General features: G+C 65.5%; 21 protein-coding genes and 1 pseudogene. 9 read left to right on the top strand and 13 right to left on the bottom strand.

Annotated elements, in window-relative coordinates; all coding sequences use genetic code 11:
• Positions 1 to 37: 37 nt before the first annotated feature.
• Positions 38 to 922, bottom strand: a complete 885-nt coding sequence (locus tag U5760_RS10250; protein WP_322011490.1) for a LysR family transcriptional regulator — start codon at positions 920 to 922, stop codon at positions 38 to 40.
• 150 nt (positions 923 to 1072) lie between these two features.
• Positions 1073 to 2485 (bottom strand): DUF2252 domain-containing protein, encoded by a 1413-nt coding sequence (locus tag U5760_RS10255; protein WP_322011491.1) that lies wholly within the window; start codon positions 2483 to 2485, stop codon positions 1073 to 1075.
• Between the two features lie 311 nt (positions 2486 to 2796).
• Here U5760_RS10255 and gltS point away from each other — a divergent pair, with 311 nt between their 5' ends.
• The 3 genes and pseudogenes from gltS to U5760_RS10270 all read left to right on the top strand — a co-directional run bounded on the left by gltS (position 2797) and on the right by U5760_RS10270 (position 5311).
• Positions 2797 to 4008, top strand: coding sequence for a sodium/glutamate symporter (gene gltS / locus U5760_RS10260; RefSeq protein ID WP_322011492.1), 1212 nt, complete (start codon positions 2797 to 2799; stop codon positions 4006 to 4008).
• A 30-nt stretch (positions 4009 to 4038) separates the two neighbouring features.
• Positions 4039 to 4173: pseudogene (locus U5760_RS31640) on the top strand (LysE family translocator); the annotation flags it as partial.
• Positions 4174 to 4333: 160 nt separating this feature from the next.
• Positions 4334 to 5311 (top strand): 2-dehydropantoate 2-reductase, encoded by a 978-nt coding sequence (locus U5760_RS10270; RefSeq protein ID WP_322011494.1) that lies wholly within the window; start codon positions 4334 to 4336, stop codon positions 5309 to 5311.
• Between the two features lie 75 nt (positions 5312 to 5386).
• Here the strand turns inward: U5760_RS10270 and U5760_RS10275 are convergent, their stop codons facing one another.
• Together U5760_RS10275 and oxlT are read right to left on the bottom strand one after the other, a co-directional pair.
• Positions 5387 to 6400: a LysR family transcriptional regulator gene (locus U5760_RS10275; protein ID WP_322011496.1), complete on the bottom strand. Its 1014-nt coding sequence runs from the start codon at positions 6398 to 6400 to the stop codon at positions 5387 to 5389.
• A gap of 19 nt (positions 6401 to 6419) precedes the next feature.
• A complete protein-coding gene (gene oxlT, locus U5760_RS10280) occupies positions 6420 to 7754 on the bottom strand; it encodes an oxalate/formate MFS antiporter (RefSeq protein ID WP_322011498.1) in 1335 nt (444 codons plus the stop codon).
• A gap of 374 nt (positions 7755 to 8128) precedes the next feature.
• Here oxlT and U5760_RS10285 point away from each other — a divergent pair, with 374 nt between their 5' ends.
• Positions 8129 to 9073: a LysR family transcriptional regulator gene (locus U5760_RS10285; RefSeq protein WP_322011499.1), complete on the top strand. Its 945-nt coding sequence runs from the start codon at positions 8129 to 8131 to the stop codon at positions 9071 to 9073.
• Positions 9074 to 9188: 115 nt separating this feature from the next.
• Here U5760_RS10285 and U5760_RS10290 read toward each other — a convergent pair whose 3' ends face one another.
• From U5760_RS10290 to U5760_RS10310, 5 genes are all read right to left on the bottom strand, one after another.
• Positions 9189 to 10172 carry a hypothetical protein gene (locus tag U5760_RS10290; RefSeq protein WP_322011500.1) on the bottom strand — a complete coding sequence of 328 codons (984 nt, stop codon included), beginning with the start codon at positions 10170 to 10172 and terminating at the stop codon, positions 9189 to 9191.
• Between the two features lie 47 nt (positions 10173 to 10219).
• The gene (locus U5760_RS10295) at positions 10220 to 11032 is read right to left on the bottom strand and encodes a fumarylacetoacetate hydrolase family protein (RefSeq protein ID WP_322011501.1); all 813 of its coding nucleotides are present in this window, start codon (positions 11030 to 11032) and stop codon (positions 10220 to 10222) included.
• An 18-nt stretch (positions 11033 to 11050) separates the two neighbouring features.
• On the bottom strand, positions 11051 to 12298 hold the full coding sequence (gene frc, locus U5760_RS10300) for a formyl-CoA transferase (RefSeq protein WP_322011503.1): 1248 nt from the start codon (positions 12296 to 12298) through the stop codon (positions 11051 to 11053).
• A gap of 263 nt (positions 12299 to 12561) precedes the next feature.
• Complete coding sequence (locus U5760_RS10305) at positions 12562 to 13293, bottom strand: GntR family transcriptional regulator (RefSeq protein WP_322011504.1); 732 nt, start codon at positions 13291 to 13293, stop codon at positions 12562 to 12564.
• On the bottom strand, positions 13271 to 13489 hold the full coding sequence (locus U5760_RS10310) for a hypothetical protein (protein ID WP_322011506.1): 219 nt from the start codon (positions 13487 to 13489) through the stop codon (positions 13271 to 13273). The genes U5760_RS10305 and U5760_RS10310 overlap by 23 nt, the downstream gene beginning before the upstream one ends.
• Before the next feature lie 556 nt (positions 13490 to 14045).
• Here U5760_RS10310 and U5760_RS10315 point away from each other — a divergent pair.
• A complete protein-coding gene (locus tag U5760_RS10315; protein WP_322011508.1) occupies positions 14046 to 14507 on the top strand; it encodes a DUF2917 domain-containing protein in 462 nt (153 codons plus the stop codon).
• A 163-nt stretch (positions 14508 to 14670) separates the two neighbouring features.
• Here U5760_RS10315 and U5760_RS10320 read toward each other — a convergent pair whose 3' ends face one another.
• A complete protein-coding gene (locus tag U5760_RS10320; RefSeq protein ID WP_322011510.1) occupies positions 14671 to 15834 on the bottom strand; it encodes a porin in 1164 nt (387 codons plus the stop codon).
• 554 nt (positions 15835 to 16388) lie between these two features.
• Here U5760_RS10320 and mprF point away from each other — a divergent pair.
• Both mprF and U5760_RS10330 read left to right on the top strand, forming a co-directional pair.
• Positions 16389 to 19022, top strand: a complete 2634-nt coding sequence (gene mprF / locus U5760_RS10325; protein ID WP_415914073.1) for a bifunctional lysylphosphatidylglycerol flippase/synthetase MprF — start codon at positions 16389 to 16391, stop codon at positions 19020 to 19022.
• Entirely contained in the window at positions 19019 to 20407 is a 1389-nt protein-coding gene (locus U5760_RS10330) for a virulence factor family protein (protein WP_322011512.1), read from the top strand. The genes mprF and U5760_RS10330 overlap by 4 nt, the downstream gene beginning before the upstream one ends.
• 78 nt (positions 20408 to 20485) lie before the next feature.
• Here the strand turns inward: U5760_RS10330 and ahpF are convergent, their stop codons facing one another.
• The 3 genes from ahpF to U5760_RS10345 all read right to left on the bottom strand — a co-directional run bounded on the left by ahpF (position 20486) and on the right by U5760_RS10345 (position 24128).
• Positions 20486 to 22087, bottom strand: coding sequence for an alkyl hydroperoxide reductase subunit F (gene ahpF, locus U5760_RS10335; protein ID WP_322011514.1), 1602 nt, complete (start codon positions 22085 to 22087; stop codon positions 20486 to 20488).
• Between the two features lie 193 nt (positions 22088 to 22280).
• On the bottom strand, positions 22281 to 22844 hold the full coding sequence (ahpC, locus tag U5760_RS10340; protein WP_322011515.1) for an alkyl hydroperoxide reductase subunit C: 564 nt from the start codon (positions 22842 to 22844) through the stop codon (positions 22281 to 22283).
• A gap of 375 nt (positions 22845 to 23219) precedes the next feature.
• Positions 23220 to 24128: a LysR family transcriptional regulator gene (locus U5760_RS10345; protein WP_322011516.1), complete on the bottom strand. Its 909-nt coding sequence runs from the start codon at positions 24126 to 24128 to the stop codon at positions 23220 to 23222.
• A 111-nt stretch (positions 24129 to 24239) separates the two neighbouring features.
• Here U5760_RS10345 and U5760_RS10350 point away from each other — a divergent pair, with 111 nt between their 5' ends.
• Both U5760_RS10350 and U5760_RS10355 read left to right on the top strand, forming a co-directional pair.
• Positions 24240 to 24965: a pirin family protein gene (locus tag U5760_RS10350; protein WP_322011517.1), complete on the top strand. Its 726-nt coding sequence runs from the start codon at positions 24240 to 24242 to the stop codon at positions 24963 to 24965.
• A 151-nt stretch (positions 24966 to 25116) separates the two neighbouring features.
• Entirely contained in the window at positions 25117 to 25530 is a 414-nt protein-coding gene (locus U5760_RS10355) for a DoxX family protein (protein WP_322011518.1), read from the top strand.
• Positions 25531 to 25558: the final 28 nt, after the last annotated feature.

Here is a 25558-nt window from a genome sequence, read left to right on the forward strand (position 1 = left end):
GGGGCGGTCCGAGCGCGTAACAAAAATCACGCGCGGCTCATGCCCGACCGAGACACCCCCGCAGCACGTCGAGGAACGCGTTGCCCGCCTGCGAGTCGAGCCCGCCATCCCGGCACACGGCATGGACGCCCACGGTCGGCTCCGGCTCCACGCGCCGTATCGCCACCGGCTCGCCCGCGCATTTCGCCGTGAGTTCGTCGAGCAGCACGCGCCCGATGCCGCGCGCCGCGAGCGCGCGCGCCACATACCACGTCTGCGCCTCCACCACGGGAAAGCGCCCTTCCACGCCTTCGGCTTCGAGCAGATGGCCGATCGCCACGCCCAGCGGATCGACATTGCCGATGCCGATCCAGTCGCCGTTCACGAAATCCTGCAGGGCGAGCGGCGCGTCGGGCGGCGACGGTTCGTCCGGGGGCGCGACGCACACCACCGCCGTGCGTCCCAGTTCGAGCGCGGCGATGCCGGGCCGCGCTGGCGGATCGAGCGCGATGCCGATGTCGAGTTCGCGCGTGAGCAGCGCGTTGATGAGCTCGGTGGTATGGCGCGTCTGGATCTTGAGCGAGACTTCGGGATAGCTCGCGCGAAACGCCTGTACGGCCTGCGGCACGAGCGTGAGGCCGAGACTCGGCAGGCAGCCGATGCGCAGGAGCCCTTGCGGACGCAGCGCGAGATTGCGCGCGAGGTCGCGGATGCTGTCGAGGTTCGACTGGAGCTTCTGCGTTTCGGCGAACAGCAGCTCGGCCTCGCGCGTGGGCTGCAGGCGTCCGTGCGTGCGCGAGAACAGCTTCAGGCCCACGCTGCGCTCCGCATGGGCGAGCACCTTGCTCACGGCGGGCTGCGAGACGCACAGCAGCTCGGCGGCCTTCGAGAGCGAGCCCGTCCGCATGATCGCGTGGAAGACTTCGATATGGCGTAAGCGCATGGGCACACGCCGCAAGCGCGGCGGCGAGGGAAAGCCGCAAGGATAGCGCGTTCGCCGTCCGTCGTGCAGGCACGGACGGCGGCGCCCATCTCACGCGTAGTCACACATAATCACGCGTAGTCACGCGCGATTACACGGGGTCACGCAGGGTCACACGCGGAAATCGGCGGCCATGTCCTCGTCGCTGCGCGCGAGAATCTTGCCGCTGCGCGCGGCTTTCAGGAAGACTTCATAGTCCTTCTCCACCTGGTCCGCGTACGCGAACGCGTAGCCCACCAGCGCCTCGGCAAACTGATCGTTGCGCCCGATGTACGCGCCGATCTCGACGGCCGCGTTGCCCGACTTCGCGTGCGCGCGCGCCATCGCCCAGCCGCACAGGCGCGCGTAGCCTTCCAGCAGCGTGCTGTCGAGCAGTTCGAGCTCGACCGAGAGCTTCATGTCGCGCAACTGCCGGAAATAGAAATGCCGCCCCGACGGCCCCGTGGACCAGCCGAGGAAGATGTCGCTGGCCGCCTGCAGCAGCCGCTGGCCCTGCACGACGCGCGCGCCCTCGTGCTTGAACGCCGGCGACTTGAAGAACTGCTGGACCACGGAGCGGCGCGCCTCCTTGATCTGCAGGAAGAGCGGCTTGTCGTGATGATCGGTCAGCAGCGCGACGAGACAGCGCGTGCCCACGCTGCCCACGCCCACCACCTTGAACACGAGGTCCTGAAGCGCGAAGTGTTCGAGCAGCTCGCGGCGATCCTGCGCGAGCGTCTTCCGGTACGCGTCGTACATCGGCTCGACCAGTGGGCGCCAGTCGCCGATGCCGAACCAGTCGTCCTCTTTCTCGAACAGCGTATTCGCGCCATGGACGTGAAAGAGCGCGGGCGGCGCATCGCGGATGGTCCAGTGGCCGTCGTCATCGCGTGCGGCGAGCTTGTCGAGCATGCTTTCGTGGGTGCGGCCCGCCGCCTTTTCCATCCCCCGCCGGATCATGCGGCGGCCCTCGGGCGTGAGCGCCGTCTCGACCATGCGGTCGAAGGTGATCTTGTCGTACCAGAGATCGAGCGCGCCGAATTCGGCGTACTGGCGCATGCGGTCGCGATAGGTCGTCACCGCCGTCATGACCAGCGATTCGGCCACGCCGCGCGAATAGCGCATGTGCCGCGCAGCCACCACGAGACTGGCCGTGAGGCGCTTCAGATCCCACTCCCAGGGGCCGGGCGCGACTTCGTCGAAGTCGTTCAGATCGAAGACGAGCTGGCGCTCGGGCGTGGCGAAGCCGCCGAAGTTCATCAGATGCCCGTCGCCGCAAATGTCCATCACCATGCCGGTGTTGGGTACGAGCGAAAGGTCGTGCGCCTGGAGGATCGCGCTGCCGCGAAAGAAGGTGAACGGCGAAACGATCATGCGCCCGTAACGCAGCGGCACGAGGTTCGGCACGCGGCCGTCGCTGTTCAGTTGCAGCAGCTCGAGCGGATCGCGATGCAGGCCGCCGATCTGCTTGTGGCTCGAACGCTTGACGCGCTCGCGCACCGCGCGGCCGGCGGCCTCGCGTTCGGCAATGGTGCTCGTACTCATGAACTTCTCCGGTTCGGTCGATCCCGGGTGCGTGCTTCGGCACGGACTCCGGTCGCATGCAACGCTGTTGTCGTCGCGGTCACGATTCGCCATGCATGAACACCTGCCGCAGCCCCCTCGCATGCCCGGCTGGCGTCCGGGCACTATTTAATCGTGCGGACCCGATTCGTGCAAGCGAATGCCCTTTCCCCTCCCCGCCCGATCGATCGCATTGCCCGCGCAATCCGCACGCCGCTCGTGTACTGTGGACACAGGCGCCGCTTGCGGGGGCGGCGCGCCCTTCTGTCATCCGCCGCGTCGCGAGGCCCATAATGAACATCGACGTTTACGGAACACTCGTTGCCGCTTCCCTCGTGCTGCTGCTCGGCAACCGGCTCGTCGCCGGCGTGCCGGTGCTGCGCCGCTGGACCATTCCCGAGCCCGTGGCGGGCGGCCTCGTCGCGGCGCTCGTCATGCTTGCGCTGCACAGCTTCGCGCATACCGACGTGCGCTTCGACGTCGCCCTCCAGACGCCGCTCATGCTCGCCTTCTTCGCCACCATCGGCCTGAACGCAAAGCTGGCGAGCCTGAAAGCCGGCGGCCCCACGCTCGTGCGCTTCCTGCTCGTGGTGGTGGGCCTGCTGGTCCTGCAGAACGTCGTGGGGATCGGCATGGCGCTCATGCTGGGTGTCGATCCGCTCTTCGGGCTGCTTGGCGGATCGGTCTCGCTCTCGGGCGGCCACGGCACCGGCGCGGCCTGGGGCAAGGTGTTCTCGGAGCAGCACGGCCTGCAGTCGGCCACCGAGGCCGCCATTGCCTGCGCGACCTTCGGGCTCGTGATGGGCGGCATCCTGGGCGGCCCGGTGGCGCAACGGTTGCTCAAGCGCATCGGTCGCGGCGAAGGCGGCGAAGGCGGTGACGCCGGCGTGCCTCAGGTCGACGCCTACGCCTTCGAAGAACCCAAGGCCGAGCAGCCGACCACTCCCGCGGCGTTCATCAACACGCTCACGCTCATTGTCATCAGCCTCGCCGCCGGCGACGCGCTGTCGCGCCTGATCGCCGGCAGTGCCTTCGAACTGCCGGCCTTCGTGTGCGTGCTGTTCGTTGCGGTGCTGCTCGCGAACGGCCTCGCACTCGCGGGCCGGCCCGTGGCCGAACACGCGGTGGCCCTGATCGGCAACGTGAGCCTCGCGCTCTTTCTCGCCCAGGCGCTCATGACGCTGCGCCTGTGGGACCTCGCCGCGCTCGCGCTGCCGGTCTTCACGATCCTTGCCGCGCAAACGGTGCTGATGGTGTTCTACGCGATTTTCGTGACGTTCCGCGCCATGGGCGGCAACTACGACGCCGTCGTGCTCGCTGCCGGCCATTGCGGCTTCGGCCTCGGCGCCACGCCCACCGCGATCGCCAACATGCAGGCGATCACCGCGCGCTTCGGCCACTCGCACGTCGCGTTTCTGGTGGTGCCGATGGTGGCGGCATTCTTCATCGACATTGCCAACGCCATGGTCATCAAACTCTTTCTCGCGCTGCCGCTCTTTCATTGACTGCGCACGGGCATGGCCTTCGAAGGCCATGCCTCGCTCACGCGTCTCGCGTGGCGCGAATGTCGCCTGGCCACCGGCAACCCGAAGGCGATCCTCGTTTTCACGGCCCTCCTGCCGCAATTCGTCGATGTCGCGAAACCCATGCTCCCGCAGTTCGGCCTGCTGGTGCGCCGCGCCCGAACCGCGCAGACTATCCATAAGCACTTCTTGATGATTTTGGCGATAAACTTTAACTGTCGTTAATCGACGCCTCCCCCTATGCTCGAACCATCGTCCCTCGCTACGGCGAGGGGCACGCGGTTTCCAACGTCATTGGGGTTTCACCATGAAGATCTGCATCTTTGGAGCGGGCGCCATCGGCGGCATGATGGGCGTGCAGCTCGCACGCGCCGGTGCCGACGTGAGCTTCGTCGCGCGCGGACCGCATCTGGCCGCCATGCGCGAACGCGGCGCACGGTTGCTGATGGACGGCGAGGAGTACGTGGCCAATGTGCGCTGCACCTCCGACCCGCGCGAGCTCGGCGTGCAGGACGTCGTCATCATCACGCTCAAGGCGCATTCGGTGGCCGGCGTGATCGACGCCATGCAACCGCTCATCGGCAAGCACACGGCCATCGTCACGGGCACCAACGGCATTCCCTACTGGTACTTCTACCAGCACGGCGGCAAGTTCGCGGGCACGCGGCTCGAAAGCATCGACCCGGACGGATCGCAATGGACGCGCCTCACGCCCGAGCGCGCGATAGGCTGCGTGCTCTACCCGGCCGCCGAAATCGAGGCGCCCGGCGTGATCCGCCATGTGTACGGCAAGAAGTTCCCCATCGGCGAGCCTTCGGGCGAACGCACGCCGCGCATCGTTCAGTTGCACGAAATCATGCAGGCAGCAGGATTCGAAGCGCCGATCCGCGAGAACATCCGCGATGAAATCTGGCTGAAACTCTGGGGCAATCTGTGCTTCAACCCGATCAGCGCGCTCACGCATGCCACGCTCGACGTGATCACGGGCGACCCGGCCACGCGCGAGGTCGCGCGCACGATGATGCTGGAAGCGAGACGCATTGCGGAGCAGTTCGGCGTGCATTTCCGCGTGGATGTGGAGCGGCGCATCGACGGCGCGGGCGCCGTGGGCGCGCACAAAACCTCGACGCTCGTCGATCTCGAGAATCGCCGGCCCATGGAAATCGATCCGCTGCTGACCGTGGTGCAGGAGATGGGGCAACTCGTCGGCGAACCGACGCCGACCATCGACGTGGTGCTCGCCCTCGTCAAGCAACGCGAGCGGATGGCGCTGCAAGCGGCGTAGCGCCCTTTGTCGATGGCGTAAAACGAAACGGACCCTTGGGGTCCGTTTTGCTTTTGTCACGTAGAGAAGCTTCGTTTATGTCACGCTGGCTGCGCTGCGCGAGAACGTTTCGTCAGCAACGATCTCCTGTTGCGCACATCGCGTATTGCCCTGTTGCTGCGCCGACCCGTCCTCGACGAACTGCGCCCATGCAGCCTGCGCACACGGGCGCAGCGAACGATGGCGGCGGCGCACGAGCATCGTCGTCACGTTGACGACGGGGTGCAGCACGCGCGCGACGACCGAGCCTGCGGGAGCAGGCCAATGGCAGGCCGCATCCGAGGGATCGGACACCTGCGCGGTGCCGGTGCAAACCGGCAGCACGCCGATGCCGAGCCCCAGCTGCGCCATGCGCGCCACGCCCTCCACGTGCGCCAGTTCCTGCAGCGGCTTGCCTTCGGGCCGCACGGCCGCCAGTGCGCGCGCTACGGCGTCGCGGCAACCCGCATCGCGATTGAGGGTGACGAGCGGCTCGTGCGCGAGATCCGCCCAGCGCAGCGTGCCGTGCTGCGCGAGCGGATGAAAGGGCGGCAGCACGGCGCACAGCGGCGCGGCGGCGAGCGGCTGTATGTCGAGGCTGGCGCTCGCAAAAGAAGGGCTCTCCGCGATCACCCCGAAGTCCGCCTCGCCCTGCTCGACCGCCTGAACCACCGCGGCCTGCGGCCTGTCCTGAAGCTGCAGGGTGAGCGCCGGCAGCGCGACGGCGCAACGCGCGAGCGCGGCCGGCACCCAACTCGACGAGAGCACCGGATTGCTCGCCACCAGCACCACGCCGCTATGCGCCTGATGCGCCGAGCGCCCTTCGTTGAGCACCATGTCGATTTCGTCGAGCAGGCGGCCAATGCGCCGCTCGAAGCTGCCGCCGGCAAGCGTGAGTTCGACCTGGCGCGTGGTACGGTCGAACAGCTTCAGTTCGACCGCCTCCTCCAGATCGCGCACGCAGCGGCTCACGGCCGACTGCGTCAACCCGAACTCGCGCGCTGCGCGCGTAAAGCTGCGCGTCCGCGCAACCGCCACGAACACCTTGAGTTGCTGAAGCGATACGTTCATCGATCTCTCGCGAGGCGCCTCATTCGCCAGTCTGGTTGGGCCAGTGCGGCAGCCCGGAAGAGGCACTGGCCGTCCGCGCCGCCGGACGCCCATCGTCCTGCTGCTCGATCAGTCGCGCACGCATGGGCGCCAGCACGAACTTCGCGCTGACCCCGGCGGCAATCGTGATGACGGCCGCCACGACGAACACGGCGCTCCAGCCGCCCGTGGCCGAAAGCACCGAGGCCACCGGCACGAGCAGCGAGGCGGTGCCTTTCGCCGTATAGAGCGTGCCTGCATTGGCCGCGGCGTACTTGCTGCCGAACGTGTCGGCGCAGATCGCCGGGAAGATCGAGAAAATCTCGCCCCAGAAGAGGAAGATGAGCGCCGCGAACGTCATGAACGCATAGGGGTTGGTGCCGTACTGCATCATGCCGAGCAGCGCGAGGCCTTCGCCCACGAAGATGAAAAACATCGTGTTCTCGCGGCCGATCTTGTCGGAGACGAAACCGCAAAGCGGACGCGTGAAGCCGTTGCAGATGTTGTCGATGGAAAGCGTGAGCGTGAGAAGCGGCAGCGTCGCGCCGAACACGGTCATGGGAATGCGCGCGAGCCCCCAGTCCTTCGCGATGGGACCGATCTGCGCGGTGGCCATGAGGCCGCCCGCCGCAACGGCCACGAACGAGATGTAGATCAGCCAGAACACCGGTTCCTTGACCATCTGGCCCGGTGTGTAATCGACGCGCGAAACGAGGCGGCGCGACGCGCCCATCGTGCTGCGCGGCACGGGCTTCACGAGCAGGAACGCCAGCACGAGAATCGCGAGGCCCTGAAAAATGCCGAAGAAGAAAAACGTGTGCTCGTAGCCGGAGCGCGTAATCATGTTGGCAATGGGAATCACCGTCACTGCGGCGCCAGCGCCGAAGCCCGCGGCCGTGAGGCCCGCCGCCAGCCCGCGGCGATCCGGAAACCACTTGAGCGCGTTGCCCACGCAGGTGCCGTATACGCCGCCCGCGCCGATACCGGCGATCACCGACGAGAAGTAGAGCATCGGCAGCGTGGTGGCGTACGAATTGAGCACCCAGGCAAGGCCCGCGCAGACGGCACCGCCCGCCACTACCGGACGCGGCCCGAACTTGTCCACGAGCCAGCCTTCCAGCGGCACGAGCCAGGTTTCGGTGAGGATGAAGAGGGAGAACGCAAGCTGGATCGACGCCTCGCCCCAATGGTGACGCGCGTTCATGGGCGCCACGAACAGCGTCCACGCATATTGCAGGTTGGCGACGAGCGCCATGCACACCATGCCCACCACCAGCTGACACCAGCGGTTGGTCCAGAACGGACCGCCTTCGCGCCTCTGACCGATTGCATTCATCTCGCTTGTCTCCGCTCTCCATTCATTGCAGCGGGCCAATCGGCTCCACTACATAAATGTCGATTTATGGTTTTGAATTCCGCCTTGCCACCACCTTCGAATTCCATTTCACAGACAAAACGGAAATTCGAATGCAAATTCGTCCATTACTTGCTATTCGACGCAATGCCGTTGCCTGCCACTCGCCTGACTGCGCTGGACTGGACGTCGATTTTCTGCCATGACGTCCCCCATCTTTCCCGCCGCCACACGTTTACCCGAACACCTCGCCTCATGCATTCGGACTCCTTTCAAGCTTATGCTAGGGTGATTGCTGAATTACTCACAATTAAAGTTTGTTATTATGTGGATTCACGTTCCTTTATGGATCGGCCATGACGATGCGAAATGCCACGCTGCGCCAGCTCAAGGTCTTCGAGACCGTGGCGCGCCACCTCAGTTTTTCGCGCGCCGCCGAGGAACTGCATCTCACGCAGCCGGCCGTCTCCACCCAGGTCCGCCAGCTCGAAGACCACGCAGGACTCCCCCTCTTCGAGCAGCTCGGCAAGAAGATCTACCTCACCCCGGCCGGCACGGAGATGCTCCACTACAGCCGCGCGATCATGCAGCAGTTCCACGAAGTGGACGAAGCCATGAGCCAGCTGAAGGGCGTCTCGGGCGGCAAGCTCAACGTCGCCGTCATCAGCGCCGGCGACTACTTCTTTCCGCGCCTGCTCGCCGAATTCACGCGCCGTTATAAGGGCGTTTCGCTCAATCTCTCCGTATACAACCGCGAACAGCTGCTCCATCAACTGGCGACCAACCAGACCGATCTCGCGGTGATGGTGCGGCCCCCGCACACCACCGACGCCATCAACGAACCGTTCGCGCCGCATCCCTACGTGATCGTGGCCGCGCCCACGCATCCGCTCGCGCACAAGCGCGGCATCAAGCTCAGCACGATCGCCAACGAGGCCTTCATCGTGCGCGAGCGCGGCTCGGACACGTGGAACTCAATGGAAGAAGGCTTCGCCGGCAAGATCACGAACCTCAAGATCGCCATGGAGATCAAGAGCACCGAGACCATCAAGCAGGCCGTGATCGCCGGCATGGGCATCGCGTTTCTCTCCGCCCACACCATCAGCCTCGAATTGCAGGTCGGGCACCTGGTCGTGCTCGACGTCGAAACCTTTCCGGTCATGCTCAACTGGTACGTCGTGCACCGGAAGAACAAGCGTCTGCCACCCGTTGCGCTCGCCTTCAAGCGCTTCCTCATGGAGGAAGGCGCGCAGCTCATCGAGAACATCACGCGCGTGTCGGAAGCCAGTTTTCATAAGTAAGGTTTTATGGGTGAGTGCGTTTCCTTCAGGTGTGGTTAATCCTTCGCGGTCCATTGGACGCGAATCGTCGCATTTCCCCTGATCTTGCTGTAGCGGATTGCCGTTCCAGCGCGCCTTAATGCGGCCCCCGGCGTACTCCGCGTGCGTGACGCAGGCTGCGCCGCCGTGCTGTACGGTCGGGTCCCGCGTAGTGCCGTAACCTCGACGGCTCTCCGCCGTAAGCCGGCAGGTGGCCATAGAGACACCCAGGTTCGAACGAGCCACCGCTGCAGGCTTCGACGAGAAGGTCGTCGGGGATGCCTGCCAGGCTGGGCAGCAACGGCGTGCCCATAGCGCGCGCCTGGCTAGAGCCGGCAACCGCGTGCGGCGGCGTCATGGTGAAGCGGGTGTGCGAAGCAGATCGATGCCACCGTCCGCCGCCGGTCATGAGACGTGCACCCAGCGCGCCGCTCAGCACGGCTGCCGCGACGAGCGCCGAAAGGCCGGATTGCCCGCTCGCCCCCGCTGTGACGAAGCCGTAACCGAGCACTGCGCAAAGCAGCAGCGCCATGCAATGAACTGCGCGACCGCCCCGAGGGAAAGGCACGCCGCCGCGGACAAAATAGGCCGCCGCTGCGGCGCCCATCAGCGCCGCGCCCGAACTCACGGTGCAGAAGAGCGCAACGCGTAACTCGGGCTGCGCCAGCCATTGAGCCTGCCCTGCAAGAAAGCTCACGAAGCCGCTGCCCATTGCAGCCATCCCGGCGAGCCCAGCGACTATTGCAATCGTCGCCGCATGCGAGCGCAGATCCCACCGGCTGCCAAGCCCCAACCCCGTCATCGCCCCCGCTCCGGCAGCGCCCATCGCCCACGCAGTAGGCGAGAGCGCGGCCGCCAGCGAGACCGGCGGGACCATCGACAGCAAAGCCAGGCAAAGAGCGAACGCCACCCTGTGCCGGTGCGCATCGAGATCTCGCCGCACGCAGCCTCGCCGGGCAGACGCGCGCCCATGCGGCAAAATCCACAGCGGCGCCGCCAACTGTGCAAGCGCACACGTCAGCCACGCGAACAGCAGGCTACCGCCCAGCCAAAGGACTTCGCCAACCAGTTGCTCCGGCATCGCCGCTCCTTGCGCGGTGGTCGCACCGCGCGGGCTCTCACGCTATTTCAGAAGGCGCTTTCGGCCGCGACGCCCGCCTGCGTGCCGGCGCGCTCGCCAGCAAGCGTATTGACCAGCACGCCGATGCCGTCGATCGAGACCTCGACCGTTGCGCCCGCACCGATCGAACCCACGCCCAGCGAGGTGCCGCATGCGATCACGTCGCCGGGCTCCAGCGTGAGATCCTGCGAAATGAGCCTCACCTGCTCGCGCGGCGAAAACACCATGTCGTCGAGGGGATAGTTCTGGCGTTCGACACCCTCGAGCCGGGTCACCACGCGTGCGCGCCGCCAGTCGAAGCCGGACACGATGGCCGGCCCGATACAGCAGAACGTATCGAAACCCTTGGCGCGGCACCATTGCGGGAAGTGCGGATTTTCCGTAATCAGGCCCGCGGCCGTGACGTCGTTGACGATTGTGTAGCCGAAGATCGCGGCTTCCGCCTCTTCCTCACTCGCGTTGCGGCAACGCTTGCCGATCACGATGCCGAGCTCCCCTTCGAAGACGATTTTCCCCTCATAGTGGGCAGGCCGAAGTATCGGCACATCCGATCCGATCACCGACTCCGCCGGTTTGATCAGAAAGAGCGGATGTGACGGCACCGGCTTCTCGAGCTTCGCGGCCAGCGCATGAAAGTTGTTCCAGAGGGCGATCACCTTGCCCGGCGCGCACGGCGCCAGCAGCGTGAGCGTGCGCAGCGACAGCACCGCGCCGGTGGGCACCGGTTGATCGAGTCCCTCGTATTCGTGCAGATAGCCGTTCTCGACGCGGCCGAACACGATGCTGCCGTCGTTCGCCATCAAGCGCATCCAGGTATCCATGCTTCGCTCCGTCGTGGTTCAGATCGCGCCGGCTGCGCGCAGCATCTGGATGTCGTCGCCCGAGTAGCCGAACTCGGCGAGCACCTCGTCCGTGTGTTCGCCGAGAAGCGGCGAGCGCGTGACTTCGGTGGGACTGTCCGAGAGCTTGATCGGGTTGCCGACCGTGAGGTATTTGCCGCGCACCGGATGCTCGACCTCCACGATCGTGCCGCTCGCGCGCAGCGACTCGTCCGTGGCGATCTCCTTCATCGAGAGAATCGGGCCGCACGGAATGTCGTAGCGATTGAGCACGGTCATGGCGTCGAACTTCGTGCGCTTCATGGTCCAGTGCTCGATCTCCGCGAAGATGTCTTTCAGGTGTGGCAGACGCGCGTTCGCCGTGGCATAGCGCGGATCGTCGATCCATTCTTCGCGGCCGATCAGCTTGCAGATGCGGTCCCATACCGGCGCCTGCGCGATGAAGTAAATATAGGCGTTCGGATCGGTCTCCCAGCCCTTGCACTTGAGGATCCAGCCTGGCTGACCGCCGCCCGAAGCATTGCCCGCACGCGGCACGGCGTCCCCGAACGTTTCGTTCGGATACTGCGGATACTCCTTCATCACGCCGGTGCGCTCGAGCCGCTGCTGGTCGCGCAGCTTCACGCGGCACAGGTTGAGCACGCCGTCCTGCATCGCCGCGAGCACCTTCTGGCCGCGGCCCGTGTGCACGCGCTGGAAGAGCGCCGTGACGATGCCGAGCGCGAGATGCAGGCCCGTTCCGCTGTCGCCGATCTGCGCGCCGGTGACCACGGGCGGTCCATCGTCGAAGCCGGTGGTCGAGGCCGAGCCGCCGACGCACTGCGCCACGTTCTCATACACTTTGCAGTCCTCATAAGGTCCGGGGCCGAAGCCCTTCACCGAGGCCACGATCATGCGCGGATTCAACGCCTGGATGTGCTCCCAGCCAAACCCCATGCGATCGAGCGCGCCGGGCGCGAAGTTCTCCACCAGCACGTCGCAGTCGCGGATCAACCGTTCGAGCACGCGCTTGCCTTGCGGATTCTTCGTGTCGATGGTGACCGAACGCTTGTTGCCGTTGAGCATCGTGAAGTAGAGGCTGTCCGCGTCCGGAATGTCCCGCAACTGCTCGCGCGTGACATCGCCGGCGCCGACGCGCTCCACCTTGATGACGTCGGCGCCGAACCATGCGAGCAGCTGCGTGCAGGTCGGACCCGACTGTACGTGCGTGAAATCGAGGATGCGCACGCCGTCCAATGCCTTGCCCATGTCGTCTCTCCTTGTTGATCGTGGCCGGACGAGTTTTCGAAAATCGGTGGGGTTGCTGTCGCGCGCCAGCGTCGGATCGTTCATCGAAGCGGCAGCGGCGTTTTCAATACAGTATGTGATATATCAATGAACGGCAAGAGGGAGGCGACACAGGAAAACCCCGATGCCGATATCGGCACCCGGCCCGTTGCGCGCACGCCGCACAAAGCAAAACGGGAGACCCGAAGGTCTCCCGCAAGGGTTTTCAGCGCAAACGGTTCAGATCAGTCGAGAAAATCGCAATGCTTCTCGACGTACGCCGCCAGATCGAGCGAATGCTGGCGCGTGAGCTTTTCGGCCAGTTCGGTATCGCGCTTTTCGAGCGCCTCGATGATGCGCAGGTGATCCACGATCGAGCGCGACGCCCGGTCGCTCTGCGAAATCGTCATGCGCCGGATCGCGCGCACGTGCACGAAGATGTTCTTGATGGTGTCGAGGATCACCTGCGACTTCGAAAGCTCCACGATCGCCTGGTGAAAGGCGATATTGGCGTCCGAATACTCGGCAATATGCTCCGCGGGCGTGCTGTCGCGGAAACTGTCGAACATATGGCGCAGTTTCGCGATTTCCTCGTCGCTCGCGTGAAGTGTCGCGAGACGCGCGGCCATGCTCTCCAGCGCGGCCCACATCTGGATCATCTCCACGATCTCGCGCTTGCTCTTGCGCACGATATAGATGCCGCGGCGCGGCACCATGCGCAGGAAGCCCTCCTGTTCGAGCAGCGTCATCGCCTCGCGCACCGGCGTGCGGCTCACCCCCAGCGTTTCGCTGAGCACGCGCTCGTCGAGGCGGATTTCCTCGCGCGACTGATAGATATCGGCGTCCGCGATCGCCTGGCGCAGCATCGCGTAAGCCTGATCCCGCAAGCTCAGCGTGGCGCTGATCGGCTGCAGCGCGAGCTTGAGCGACGCTGCGGAAGTGAGAGCTACGGCTTCAGTTTGAAGTTCTGACGACATTCATTGCCTCTTTGCGGACCCGCGGGCGAGCAACCGCCGCAGCCGCAACCGGTTCCTCGCCGAGGCCGGCAAAGCGGCCATGCTCCGAGGCTTGCTCGATTGCCGACTTCGGCAGCCACCGGGCGATCAACACGGTAGCGGCGGCGCCCAGCCCCACGACAGCCACGCCGAAGAGCGCGAGAGAAACGAAATCCATTTGAAGCTCCACATGATTGAGTCATCGCATGACTGAATCATATGCTGCAACGCGGCACAAAGCAATATTCTGTATGTGATATATCAGATACCGTTGTGCGCTCGCAACATTCGCTTCAGGGAGGTCCGCACTCGCAGGGCCGTCTGAGTGGATTCGCGAGGTCGATGCCCGCAGCAATCCGCCTGTCCGTCCGCCAATTAATCCTGGAAACAACCCATCCTGGAGGAAATCGCCCCCCGCGGCAAGGGGCACGATGACGGGTACGCCGAAGACACCGCAATCCTGTCCGTCGCACCTTTCAGGTTGACAGCCGGGTTGACAACGAGCGGCCCTTCCCCGCACACTCGATTCATGCGCACCTTTTCGTCCCTCTTCCCGACCACGAAAAATCACCCGTGGATGAACCGAACGGTTCAGCCATGGGGAGTGTGTGCGTACTAGCAGTTCGAGCAGTCTGTCCACGCAGATCACAAGCCCCGCCGGCATCGACGGGGCTTTCGTTTTTCTGGGTATCACTGTCCCGTCGCCGTCCGGCCAGAAACCGACGGAGAACACGATGGATGACGCTTCACAGCAGGCCGCTTCTCGATACTCCCGCTCTCTCGCGCGCCTCGGCGCGCAACGCTCGCGCGGCGGCGCCCACTCCACGCCGCACGGCACGCCGGGCAACCGGGATCACGAACTTCACGACGCGCTGTTACCCACGCCGTTGCCGGCCCAGTCGCTGCATTTCGCGGTGCCTCAGGGGCAGACGTTCACGTGGCGGCTCGCCGCCGATAGCCTCCTGCGCGTCTATGGCGCGCAGGTTTGGGTGACTCGCGCGCGTTCGCCGTACGACCATTGGCTCAATCCCGGCGAAACGCTGCGGCTTGCGCGCGGCGAGCGTATCTGGCTCAGCACGGACGCCGACGCTCCGGCACGCGTGACGCTCACGAGCGCGTGGCGGCCACGGTCGGGGGTGCTGAGCGCCTTCGCGCGGCTCGCGGCATGGCCCTTCCTGCTCGCGCGCGGACGTTGAGGGCACCGAAGCGCCCTGAGCCGAAGCGCCTTGAGGCACAGTAGCGCCTGGCCTGGCCCGCCCCGCGCCGGCCGCCGCCCCCAAACGAAAACCGGGCACACCGCCTTTACGGTGTGCCCGGCTTCGTTGCTGGGGCAATGCCATGCGAGATGCAGCGACAGCGTCAGAACTTGTGGCGCAGGCCCAGATTCACCATGGTCTGCGTATTCGTGCCCGAATAGCCGTAAGAGCCGATCGACGCCTCCGCCGGCATCGAGCCGCCCGAGCCGTCGCCGGTTTCGCCGCTCGCGTGCTGCCAGGCCGCCGTCATATAGATGTCGGTACGCTTGGAGAGGTTGTAGTCGGCGCCGATCGACACCTGGTGGTAACTCGCCGAGGTATCGCCGGTCGCGTGCGTGTAGCTGTAGCCCAGACCGAGCAGCAGCGCCGGACTCAACTGGTAGTTCACGAAGCCCTGGCCGGTGTTGTACTTCTCGGTGTCGCGGAACACGGAACTGCCGTCCGGCGCGTACTGCGAATTGCTGTAGCCGAGGCCCAGCGTGAACTGGCCGATTGCATACTGCGCTGCGGCGCGCGCGATCGACAGCGAGTGTGCGCTCGCGTAGCCGGTGTTGATCGGGCCGTCGAAAGTGCCGTCCGAGGTGCTGGTCCAGCCGTCCGTGCGCAGCCCGAGCGTGGCCTGGCTGTTCGCCGCGTAGAAGTAGCCGCCTGCGAGCGAGAGCGGCCCGTTGTTGTAGGCCACCGCGCCGGCCCAGGCCTGTTCGGCGCTGGTCGCGCCGGGCACGCCGCCGAAGGCGTACATCACCTCGGCCTGCAGCCCGCTGAAGACCGGCGTGGTGTACTTGATCGCGCTGTTCACGCGGAAGCTGTTGTCGTAGTTGTCGACGTCGCCGGCCGTCGCGAAGGCCGAGCCGAAGTAATTGTCTTCGGTGATGCCCTGCACCTGGTCGATCAGCGGATCGTACTGGCGACCCAGCGTGAGCGAGCCGTACTGCTCCGAGGTCAGCCCGACGAACGCCTGGCGGCCGAAGATCCGGCCCCCTTGCCCGAGTCCGCCGGTGGACGGGTTGAAGCCGTTTTCCAACTGGAAGATCGCTTTCAGGCCGCCGCCGAGATCTTCGGCGCCCTTCAAGCCCCAGCGCGAGCCCGAAAGGTTGCCGTTGCTGCTGTTGCCGAGCGACCACTGGTTATGGTCGCCCTGGGCGTGATTGATATAGGTAATCGAAGTGTCGATGGTGCCGTACAGCGTCACGCTGCTCTGGGCATGAGCCATGCCCGCAACGCCGAGCGCCGCCAGCGAGAGAGAAGTCAAGGCGATTCTGTTCACGTCGTTCTCCTGGCCCGATGAAACATGACTACGACGTCACTACGTCCTATGAGACTAACTCTCCGGGAGAGCGAAGTAAAAAGATTAAAACGGATGTCTCAAATTGTTAACAGAGACGCCAGCCATTAACGGTACGTCTCGCAAAAAATTGCATCCGCGGCGGCAATAATCCGCTGACACGGCGGGCTGAAAGCCTTGTCGGATCGACCTCCCAGGTTTCCTTTCCAATTCAGGATCGACTGCAAACATCACATCCGGCCCAATTAAAAATACCGAAAGCCAAAGTGAATGCGAAGGGCGCAAGACTTACCGGTATTGACCAGTTCATTAGCAAACGTGCTGCCGCTCGCACCATTTTTTTCACCCGCCGGGTCAACCACATGGCGTTCCGAAGCGTTTGCTGACTTTTACCAGTCCTTTACCAAACGTTTACGTTTTGGTGTAGCGTCGCGCGGCACCCTGCGCCGCTACGGGATCCATACAAAAACATCATGCCGCCAACGGGGAAGCCATTCAGGCAAGACGGCGGCATTTGAGAATCGCCGGACCGATCCATGCCTCATTCGCCACCTTCGCGCGCGATGCAGGCCGCCGCGGCGCTACGGCGCCGCGTCGACGCCTTGCGCCCGCAGCGCTTCGTCGCGCCCGTCTTCGTGCTCGGCATCGGCGCGCTGCTGCTCGTCGTGCTCCAGCATCTGTCGCAGTCCGTCGACTACCGCTCGGTGATCCGCCAGCTCCGGCATATGGCCCCGGCCGAATGGGCCGGTGCGCTCGCGGCCACCGCCGTCAGCTTCGCCGCGCTGGTGGGGCGCGATGCCGTCGGGTTGCGCTACCTCGGCATGCAGGTCTCGCGCGGCGCGCTCTGGGTCGGCGCCATCGCCGGCTCGGCGCTCGGCAACGTCACCGGCTTCGGCGCGCTCACGGGCGGCGCCGTGCGTTGCCGCATCTACGGCAGCGCGGGCGTGACGCCCGCTCAGGTCGGCCGCATGACCGTGTTCACAAGCGTCTCGCTGGCGTTCGCCCTCGCGCTGATGACGGCGCTCGGCACGGTCTGCGACGCCGGCACGCTCGCCGGCTTCCTGCCGCTCTCGGCCGCTGCGCTACGCGGGATCGGCGGCACGCTCCTCGTGTGCGGCGCCGCGCTCGTAGCCGCCTGTCCTGCGAGCACGTGTGAAATCGAGCTTCTGGGGCGCACCTGGCTGCGCTTCGCCGTGCCCGCGCGGCGCGATCTCGTCGCGCAGCTGCTGCTCGCGGCGCTCGACGTCGTCGGTGCCGCGCTCGCGCTCTGGTCGGTGCTGCCGCATGCGCAGCTCGGCTTCGGCGACTTCCTGACCGTCTATTGCGCCGCCATGCTGCTCGGCCTGATCGGCCACACGCCGGGCGGCATCGGCGTGTTCGAAGCCGCGATGGTCTACGCGCTCGGCCCGAGCGTCCCCACCTCACATGTGATCGCCGCGCTCGTGGCCTATCGCGCGATCTACTTCGGCGCGCCGCTCGCGCTCTCCGCCGCGCTGCTCGCCGCGTTCGAAGGCCGCGCGCTGGCCGGCCCCCTTGGGGCGACCTTCGGCACCCAGCTCGGGACCCAGCTGGCCCGGCGCGGCGCGAGCGGCGTCTCCCAGCTCGCGCCGCTCTTTCTCGCAATCGTCACCTTCGTCACCGGCGGCATGCTCGTGATCTCGGGCGCGACGCCCGCATTCGGCCACCGCATCGCGCTGCTGCAAACCTTCCTGCCGCTCTGGGTGCTCGAAAGCTCGCAACTGCTCGGCAGCCTGTTCGGCGTGCTGCTGCTGTTCGTGGCACGCGGCCTGTTGCGGCGTCTGGACGCCGCATGGTGGCTCGCACTCCTGATCGCTTTTGCCAATCTCGCACTCTCGCTCGCCAAGGGCCTCGCCTTCGTGGAAGCGGGCGTGCTGTGCGTGCTGATCGTCCTGCTCCTCGTTACGCGCGGCCGCTTCAACCGACATTCCTCGCTGTTCGCGGAGCGCTTCACGCCGGGCTGGCTCGCCTCGGTGGGTTGCGTGATCGCGCTCGCCGTGTGGGTGCTGCTCTTCGCCTTCCGCGATGTACAGTACTCCCAACATCTGTGGTGGCAATTCGCCTTCGACGAACGCGCGCCGCGCGCGCTGCGTGCCACGCTCGGCGCGGTGGTGTTCGCGTCCGCGCTCGCATCGTGGCAATTGATGCGACCGGCAGCGGGCCGCTTCGTAAAGCCTGCGGACATCGATCTCGCCGAAGCCGCGCGCATCGTGCGCGCCCAGGAGCGCAGCGACGCGGGCCTCGCGCTCATGGGCGACAAGAACTTCCTGTTCTCGGACTCGCGCAACGCGTTCCTCATGTACGCGAAGCGCGGCCGCACGTGGGCCGCGCTGCACGATCCGGTCGGTCCGCGCGACGAATGGCCCGCGCTGATCCGCGCCTTCGTCACGCTCGCGCACCGGCACGGCGGACGCGCCGCCTTCTACCAGGTGCGCGCCGACGCGCTGCCGCTCTATCTCGACGCCGGCCTCACGCTGATGAAGCTCGGCGAAGAAGCGCGCGTGATGCTCCAGGAGTTCGACCTCAAGGGACCGCAGCGCGCGCATCTGCGCTATGCGCTCAAGCGCGGCGAACGCGACGGCTTCGCCGTCGAGCAGATCGACCGCGCACAGATGGCGGACCATCTCCCGCTGCTGCGCGAGATCTCGGACGCCTGGCTCGATAGCCGCGACGCCCGCGAGAAAAGCTTCTCGGTGGCCGCATTCGACGACGACTACCTCGCCGCCCAGTCGGTGCTGCTCGTGCGCCAGCACGGCGAGCCCCTCGCGTTCGTCACCTTCATGACCACCGACCTCAACACGGAGGCGACCGTGGGTGTGATGCGCCATCTGCCGGGCGCGTCGCCCTACGCGATGGAGTATCTGTTCACGCAGCTCGCGCTGCACCTCAAGAGCGCCGGCTATCAGGCGCTCTCGCTCGGCATGGCGCCGCTTTCGGGCATGGGCCCGACGCCGCTCGCCTCGCCGTGGCACCGCCTCGCCGGCCTGATCTGGCGTTTCGGCGGCAAGTTCTACAACTTCCGGGGGCTGCGCGGCTTCAAGAACAAGTTCGCGCCGCGCTGGGAACCGCGTTATCTGGCCGCTTCGGGCTCGATCAGCGTGTTCATCACCCTCGCCGATCTTTCCCTGCTGGCTGGAGGCCGGCGCTCATGAAGAATCGTTTGTTCACGCTGCCGCGCCTCGCCGCGGCAGGCGCCGCTTTGTCTCTTGCGCTGGCGTGCGCCACCGCCTCGGCCACGCTCAATCCCGCGCCGGCGAACATCACCCACGTGCCGGGCGGACGCTATGGCGACGTCGCGGTCACCCAACCCGTCGGACCGATGCGCGGCTTCGCCGTGCTGTTCTCGGCGAGCGATCACTGGACCGACAACGACCAGGCACGCGCCGACGCGCTCGCGCAACATGGTGCGATGGTGGTGGGCGTGGACACGTCGCGCTACGCGCAGAACCTCGCGGCCATCACGCAGGAAAGCTGCCACCGGCTCTATAGCGACGCCGAAGCGATCGGCCATCAACTGGAGCGGCAACAGGAGTCGAGCCAATACTTCGCACCGATCGCGATCGGCAGCGGCCAGGGAGCATTGATCGCGGAGCGCATGCTCGAACAGGCGCCCGCGAACACGCTGGCCGGTGCCGTCTCGCTCGACCCGGCGGAAACGCTCGACGCGCGCTTTGCGCCCTGCGCCGCCGATCCGAAACTGAGCCGGGGCAAGGGCTTGCCGGGCTTTTTCGAACGGGGCGTGACGAAGAGCGCGAAGGGCGCAGCGGATACCAGGACAGCGAGCGGCGCAGCGGCCAACGCGCCGGAGCCGCGCGCGTTCGCGCAGAGCCTCGCGGACAGCGACAAGCTCGTGGCGCTCGCCGCGCCGCATCTGCGCGCGTCGTCCGAAAACGAGGAAGACGTCTCCGACCTGCCGCTCGTGGAACTGCCCGCCGCGCATCCGACCGACATGCTGGCCATCGTGATCTCCGGCGACGGCGGCTGGCGCGACCTCGACAAGACCATCGCCGAGGCGCTGCAGAGGGACGGCATCGCCGTGGTCGGCTGGGACTCGCTGCGTTACTTCTGGAGCGAGAAGTCGCCCGCGCAGACGAGCCGCGACCTCGCGCGCGTGATCAAGACGTATGGCGCGCGCTGGCACGCGAAGCACATTGCGCTGGTGGGCTACTCGTTCGGCGCGGACGTCATGCCGTTCGCCTACAACCGTCTGCCCGATGCGCTGCGCGCGAAGGTCTCGTATATGTCGCTGCTGGGCTTCGCGCCAAGCGCCGATTTCCAGATCCGCGTGACGGGATGGCTCGGCATGCCCGCCAGCGACAAGGCATTGCCCGTGCAGCCCGAGCTCGCGAAGGTGCCCCCGGCGATCGTGCAGTGCGTGTACGGCGAGGATGAAAAGGACACGCTGTGTCCGGCGCTTGTGAACACCGGCATCGATATCGTGAAGACGAACGGCAGCCATCACTTCGACGGCGACTATGGGGCGCTCGCGGCGAAGATCATCGACGGGTGGAGGAAGGAGATTGCGGCGCGGGGGTAGTCACTGCCCGAACGCAAAAAAACGCCGGCATAAGCCGGCGTATCAAAGAGAGACTACTAACTGCGCCAAGCGCAAGGCTCAGGCCACGGCGGCCGCCACCTTCGCATCTTCTTCCGCATCCGCCGACGAGCGGATCAGGTATTCGAACGCGCCGAGCGATGCCTTCGCACCTTCGCCCACGGCGATCACGATCTGCTTGAACGGCACGGTGGTCACGTCGCCCGCGGCGAACACGCCCGGCACCGACGTCTGGCCCTTCGCGTCCACTTCGATCTCGCCGTGCTTCGACAGCGCCACCGTACCCTTGAGGAATTCGGTATTCGGCACGAGGCCGATCTGCACGAACACGCCTTCGAGTTCGAGGTGACGCTTTTCACCCGTCGTGCGTTCGAGATACGCGAGGCCCGTGAGCTTCTGGCCGTCGCCGACGATTTCGGTAGTCTGCGCGTTCACGTGCACCGTGACGTTCGGCAGGCTGCGCAGCTTGCGCTGGAGCACTTCGTCCGCACGCAGTTGCGCGCCGAATTCGAGCAGCGTCACGTGGCTCACGATACCGGCGAGGTCGATGGCCGCTTCCACGCCCGAGTTGCCGCCGCCGATCACGGCCACGCGCTTGCCCTTGAAGAGCGGGCCGTCACAGTGCGGGCAGTACGCCACGCCCTTGTTGCGGTATTCCTGCTCGCCCGGCACGTCCACATTGCGCCAGCGCGCGCCCGTGGCCAGCACCACGCTCTTCGCGCGCAGCGTCGCGCCGCTCGCCGTGCGCACTTCGAAGCCGTTGCCCGTGGGCACGAGCGCTTCGGCGCGCTGCACGTTCATGATGTCTACTTCGTAGGCGCGCACGTGCTGCTCCAGCGCTGCCGCGAACTTCGGCCCTTCCGTTTCCTTCACCGAAACGAAGTTCTCGATCGCCATCGTGTCGAGCACCTGGCCGCCGAAGCGTTCGGCCAGCACGCCGGTGCGAATGCCCTTGCGCGCCGCGTAAATCGCGGCCGCGGCGCCGGCGGGGCCGCCGCCGACGATCAGCATGTCGAAAATATCCTTCTGGTTCAGCTTGTCGGCCGCACGCGCCGACGCGCCGGTGTCGAGCTTCGCGAGAATCTCTTCGACACCCATGCGGCCCTGGCCGAACACTTCGCCGTTCAGGTAGAGGGTCGGCACGGCCATGATCTGGCGCTTCTCGACTTCATCCTGGAACAGCGCGCCGTCAATCGTGACGATCTGCACGTTCGGGTTCAGCGCCGCCATTGCATTGATCGACTGCACGACTTCCGGGCAGTTCTGGCACGTGAGCGACATGTAGACTTCGAACGAGAACACGCCGTCGAGCGAGCGCACTTGTTCGATCGTGTCGTTTTCCAGCTTGACGGGGTGGCCGCCCACTTGCAGCAGCGCAAGCACGAGCGACGTAAATTCATGGCCCATCGGAATGCCCGCGAACGTGACCTTCACGTCCGAGTTCGCGCGCTTCAGGTCGAACGAAGGGGTACGCGCGTCGCCGGCAGCGGCGCCACGGCGTTCTTCGTAGCTGATGCGATCCGAGAGCGAGGCAATGTCCTGCAGCAAGGTCTGCAGCTCCTGCGACTTCTCGCCGTCGTCCAGATACGCAACGATCTCGATCGACTGCGTGACTTTTTCCAGGTAGCTTTTCAGTTGACTCTTGAGATTGGCGTCGAGCATGGCGTTTATTTTCCGGCTAGAGAAGAAGCGGGGGAATGCTAAGTAATGCCTGGCATTTCTGCCGCCTTGCGAAACGGCAGTGAGGCAGCAGCGAGGCGTCCGGGCCGCGAACCGCGAAGGCGCGGCCCGGATTAACAGCTCAATGGGATTTCAGCGTCATGCGATCGGGGCGATCGCATGGGTCATACGACGCTTAGATCTTGCCGACGAGGTCGAGCGACGGCTTCAGCGTTTCAGCGCCCGGCGTCCACTTGGCGGGGCAGACTTCGCCCGGGTGCGATGCGACGTATTGCGCAGCCTGCACCTTGCGCAGCAGTTCCTTGGCGTCGCGGCCGATGCCGTTGTCGTGGATTTCGCACAGCTTGATCTCGCCTTGCGGGTTGATCACGAACGTGCCGCGCAGTGCCAGGCCTTCTTCTTCGATCATCACGTCGAAGTTGCGGGTGATCGCACCGGTCGGGTCGCCGACGAGCGGGTACTGGATCTTGGCGATCGTATCCGACGTGTCGTGCCATGCCTTGTGCGTGAAGTGCGTGTCGGTCGACACACCGTAGATCTCAACGCCCAGCTTCTGGAATTCAGCGTACTGGTCAGCCAGGTCGCCGAGTTCCGTCGGGCACACGAACGTGAAGTCAGCCGGGTAAAACACGACGACCGACCACTTGCCGAGCAGGTTCTCTTCCGAAACCGGAACGAACTTGCCGTTGTGGTAAGCGGTGGCCTTGAACGGCTTGACTTGCGTGTTGATGAGAGACATGCGTTGATTCCTCGCTCTGGGGTGGAAAAGGTATGGACGAAATTTACGGGAATCGCGTCCGTTTGAAAAATTGGTTGCTTTGATCGCGGGTATTGTCTGTCCCTATCGGCCCCGATAGAAGCCGCCAAAGCGCCGTCCCGCGGCCGTTTGCGCCTCTTCGAGGCGGGCCCGCGCAACCGTCGGGGCGTCGAGCATACAACGAAACTGCGACATCGGGACTCATGTCCCCCGCCGATGCGCCCCTTCGTTGTGATGGATGAACTCGCGCGAGGTTCCATAACGGCGCGACGCTTGAGCGTCCGCTTGTCGGTAAATGCGGATGCAACCGCCCTTCCGCAAGGCCTCTCCGGGCTTCCCGGCGCCTCGCCTGCCGCGTCATAACGCCCCGCCGCGCGCAGTCGCCGCACGTGCGCTGAGCCGCTCTCGCAGAAATTGCGTAAAAGCCCGGATCGTCACGGAACCTTCGCGATGTTGCGGATAAACGGCATGTAACGCGTTGGGCGGCGGCATGAACGGCACGAGCACCTCCACGAGCAGCCCCGCATCGACCGAGCCCGCCACGATGAAGTCGGGCAGATAGGCGATGCCGAGCCCCGCAATCGCCGAATCGCGGATCACTTCGCCGTTGTTCGCGCGCAGCGGCCCCTGCACGTCGAACGGCATGCGCACGTCATCCACGATGAAATCCCATGACGCGCGCCCTTCCTGACCGTAGGGCAGGCAGGCATGGTCCGCGAGGTCCGCGGGCGTGGCGGGCTCGCGATGGCGCCGCCGGTAGCCCGGACTGCAGCACGCGATCATGCGCACGTCGACGAGCTTTTGCGCCACCAGCGTCGAGTCCTGCAACCGGCCGATGCGCAGCGCCATGTCGAAGCCCTCGCCGATCACATCGATGGTGCGATCGCTGAGATCCATGTCGAAGCGGACATCCGGATGCGCGCGCAGAAATTCCGCCACGAGCGGCGAGAGATGCGCGAGGCCGAACGACATCGGCGCGCTCACCCGCAAAAGGCCGCGCGGTTCGGTGCGACGCGCGGACATGGCCGCTTCGGCCTCGCCCACCTCGGCCAGAATGCGCTTCGCGCGCTCGTAGAAATCCTGCCCGAGATCCGTGACAGCCAGATTGCGCGTATTGCGCACGAGCAGCCGCGCACCCAGGCTCGCCTCCAGCGCGGCCACGCGGCGGCTCACGAACTGCTTGGAAAGCCGCAGGCGATGGGCGGCGGCCGTGAAATTGCCCGCGTCCACGGCCGCCACGAAGATTCGCATGTCGTCGAGTTGCATCGCCATTGTCCACTTTAACGCGACAGTGAGTCGGTTTTTGCGGTCATTATAATCAACCAGATTGACCTAAACTGACGTCCATCCAATCGAACACGATCAACGGAGGTCGAAATGATGGAACTTCGCAAGGCCGATCAACGCGGGCGCGGCGAACACGGCTGGCTCAGCTCGCGTCATACGTTCTCGTTCGCGAACTACTACGATCCGAAGCAGATCGGCTTCTCCGACCTGCTCGTGATCAACGACGACCGCGTGGCCCCGGCGCGCGGCTTCGGCAAGCATCCGCACCGCGACATGGAAATCTTCTCGTACGTGCTGGAAGGCGCGCTCGAGCACAAGGACTCGATGGGCACGGGGTCGGTGATCGTGCCGGGCGACGTGCAGCTGATGAGCGCCGGCACGGGCGTCACGCACAGCGAGTTCAACCACTCGCCCGCGGAACCGGTGCATTTCCTGCAGATCTGGATCGCGCCGAACGAGAAGGGTGCGCAGCCGCGCTACCAGCAGAAGAATCTCGCCGATGCGCAAAAGCGCGGCAAGCTGCGCCTCATCCTCTCGCCGGACGGCGCAGACGATTCGCTGCTGCTGCGTCAGGACGCGCGGGTCTATGCAGGCCGCTTTGACGGCGCCGAAACCGCGACGCTCGAACTCGACGCCCAGCGCTACGCCTATGTCCACGTGGCGCGCGGCGGCGTAAGCGTGAACGGCGTGGCACTGGCCGAAGGCGACGGCGCGCGCATCCGCGACGAGCGCACGCTCACGTTCGGCGACGGCCTGGATGCCGAGGTGCTGGTCTTCGACCTGCGCAACAACGAAGTCTCGGAACTCTGGTCGTAACGCGCCAGATTGCGTAGGCTGTGGGGGAGGCCCGGCGGGCCTCTCTCCCGGCAAACGCAGCAAACGCGATAAACGCGACAAACGGCGCAACAACCCAAAAGAAGCAACTCGCACAAGCAACTCGAACTGCAACAACCCATCGGAGAAAACCATGCGATACAACCTGTTCGGCCAGGGCAACGACGTCGTCCTGCTCATCTCGCGCATCCTGCTCGCCACCCTGTTCGTGCTGTTCGGCTGGGCCAAGATCACGGGCTTTTCGGGCACCGTGGGCTATATGGAGCATGTTGGCGCGCCCGCGCCGATGCTCTCGGCCATCATCGCCGTCGTCATGGAGCTGGGCGTGGGCATCCTGATCGTCGTGGGCTTCTACACGCGACCGCTCGCCGTACTGCTCGCCCTCTACACCATCGGCACCGCGCTCATCGGCCATCACTTCTGGAACGAGACCGGCATGGAGCAGATGGAAAACATGATCAACTTCTACAAGAACGTGAGCATTGCGGGCGGTTTGCTGGCGCTTGCCGTGACCGGCCCCGGCAAGTTCTCGATCGACCGGAAGTAAAGACCGCATGCGGGCCTCGCGGCTCGCA

The organism is Paraburkholderia sp. J12, assembly GCF_905220215.1.
Lineage (GTDB): Bacteria > Pseudomonadota > Gammaproteobacteria > Burkholderiales > Burkholderiaceae > Paraburkholderia.

What these genes read in the sequence shown, in the direction of transcription:
- U5760_RS10250 (WP_322011490.1), bottom strand. Translation starts at nt 922, where the DNA reads ATGCGCTTACGCCATATCGAAGTCTTCCACGCGATCATGCGGACGGGC.
- U5760_RS10255 (WP_322011491.1), bottom strand. Translation starts at nt 2,485, where the DNA reads ATGAGTACGAGCACCATTGCCGAACGCGAGGCCGCCGGCCGCGCGGTG.
- gltS (WP_322011492.1), top strand. Translation starts at nt 2,797, where the DNA reads ATGAACATCGACGTTTACGGAACACTCGTTGCCGCTTCCCTCGTGCTG.
- U5760_RS10270 (WP_322011494.1), top strand. Translation starts at nt 4,334, where the DNA reads ATGAAGATCTGCATCTTTGGAGCGGGCGCCATCGGCGGCATGATGGGC.
- U5760_RS10275 (WP_322011496.1), bottom strand. Translation starts at nt 6,400, where the DNA reads ATGAACGTATCGCTTCAGCAACTCAAGGTGTTCGTGGCGGTTGCGCGG.
- oxlT (WP_322011498.1), bottom strand. Translation starts at nt 7,754, where the DNA reads ATGAATGCAATCGGTCAGAGGCGCGAAGGCGGTCCGTTCTGGACCAAC.
- U5760_RS10285 (WP_322011499.1), top strand. Translation starts at nt 8,129, where the DNA reads ATGACGATGCGAAATGCCACGCTGCGCCAGCTCAAGGTCTTCGAGACC.
- U5760_RS10290 (WP_322011500.1), bottom strand. Translation starts at nt 10,172, where the DNA reads ATGCCGGAGCAACTGGTTGGCGAAGTCCTTTGGCTGGGCGGTAGCCTG.
- U5760_RS10295 (WP_322011501.1), bottom strand. Translation starts at nt 11,032, where the DNA reads ATGGATACCTGGATGCGCTTGATGGCGAACGACGGCAGCATCGTGTTC.
- frc (WP_322011503.1), bottom strand. Translation starts at nt 12,298, where the DNA reads ATGGGCAAGGCATTGGACGGCGTGCGCATCCTCGATTTCACGCACGTA.
- U5760_RS10305 (WP_322011504.1), bottom strand. Translation starts at nt 13,293, where the DNA reads ATGTCGTCAGAACTTCAAACTGAAGCCGTAGCTCTCACTTCCGCAGCG.
- U5760_RS10310 (WP_322011506.1), bottom strand. Translation starts at nt 13,489, where the DNA reads ATGGATTTCGTTTCTCTCGCGCTCTTCGGCGTGGCTGTCGTGGGGCTG.
- U5760_RS10315 (WP_322011508.1), top strand. Translation starts at nt 14,046, where the DNA reads ATGGATGACGCTTCACAGCAGGCCGCTTCTCGATACTCCCGCTCTCTC.
- mprF (WP_415914073.1), top strand. Translation starts at nt 16,389, where the DNA reads ATGCCTCATTCGCCACCTTCGCGCGCGATGCAGGCCGCCGCGGCGCTA.
- U5760_RS10330 (WP_322011512.1), top strand. Translation starts at nt 19,019, where the DNA reads ATGAAGAATCGTTTGTTCACGCTGCCGCGCCTCGCCGCGGCAGGCGCC.
- ahpF (WP_322011514.1), bottom strand. Translation starts at nt 22,087, where the DNA reads ATGCTCGACGCCAATCTCAAGAGTCAACTGAAAAGCTACCTGGAAAAA.
- ahpC (WP_322011515.1), bottom strand. Translation starts at nt 22,844, where the DNA reads ATGTCTCTCATCAACACGCAAGTCAAGCCGTTCAAGGCCACCGCTTAC.
- U5760_RS10345 (WP_322011516.1), bottom strand. Translation starts at nt 24,128, where the DNA reads ATGCAACTCGACGACATGCGAATCTTCGTGGCGGCCGTGGACGCGGGC.
- U5760_RS10350 (WP_322011517.1), top strand. Translation starts at nt 24,240, where the DNA reads ATGATGGAACTTCGCAAGGCCGATCAACGCGGGCGCGGCGAACACGGC.
- U5760_RS10355 (WP_322011518.1), top strand. Translation starts at nt 25,117, where the DNA reads ATGCGATACAACCTGTTCGGCCAGGGCAACGACGTCGTCCTGCTCATC.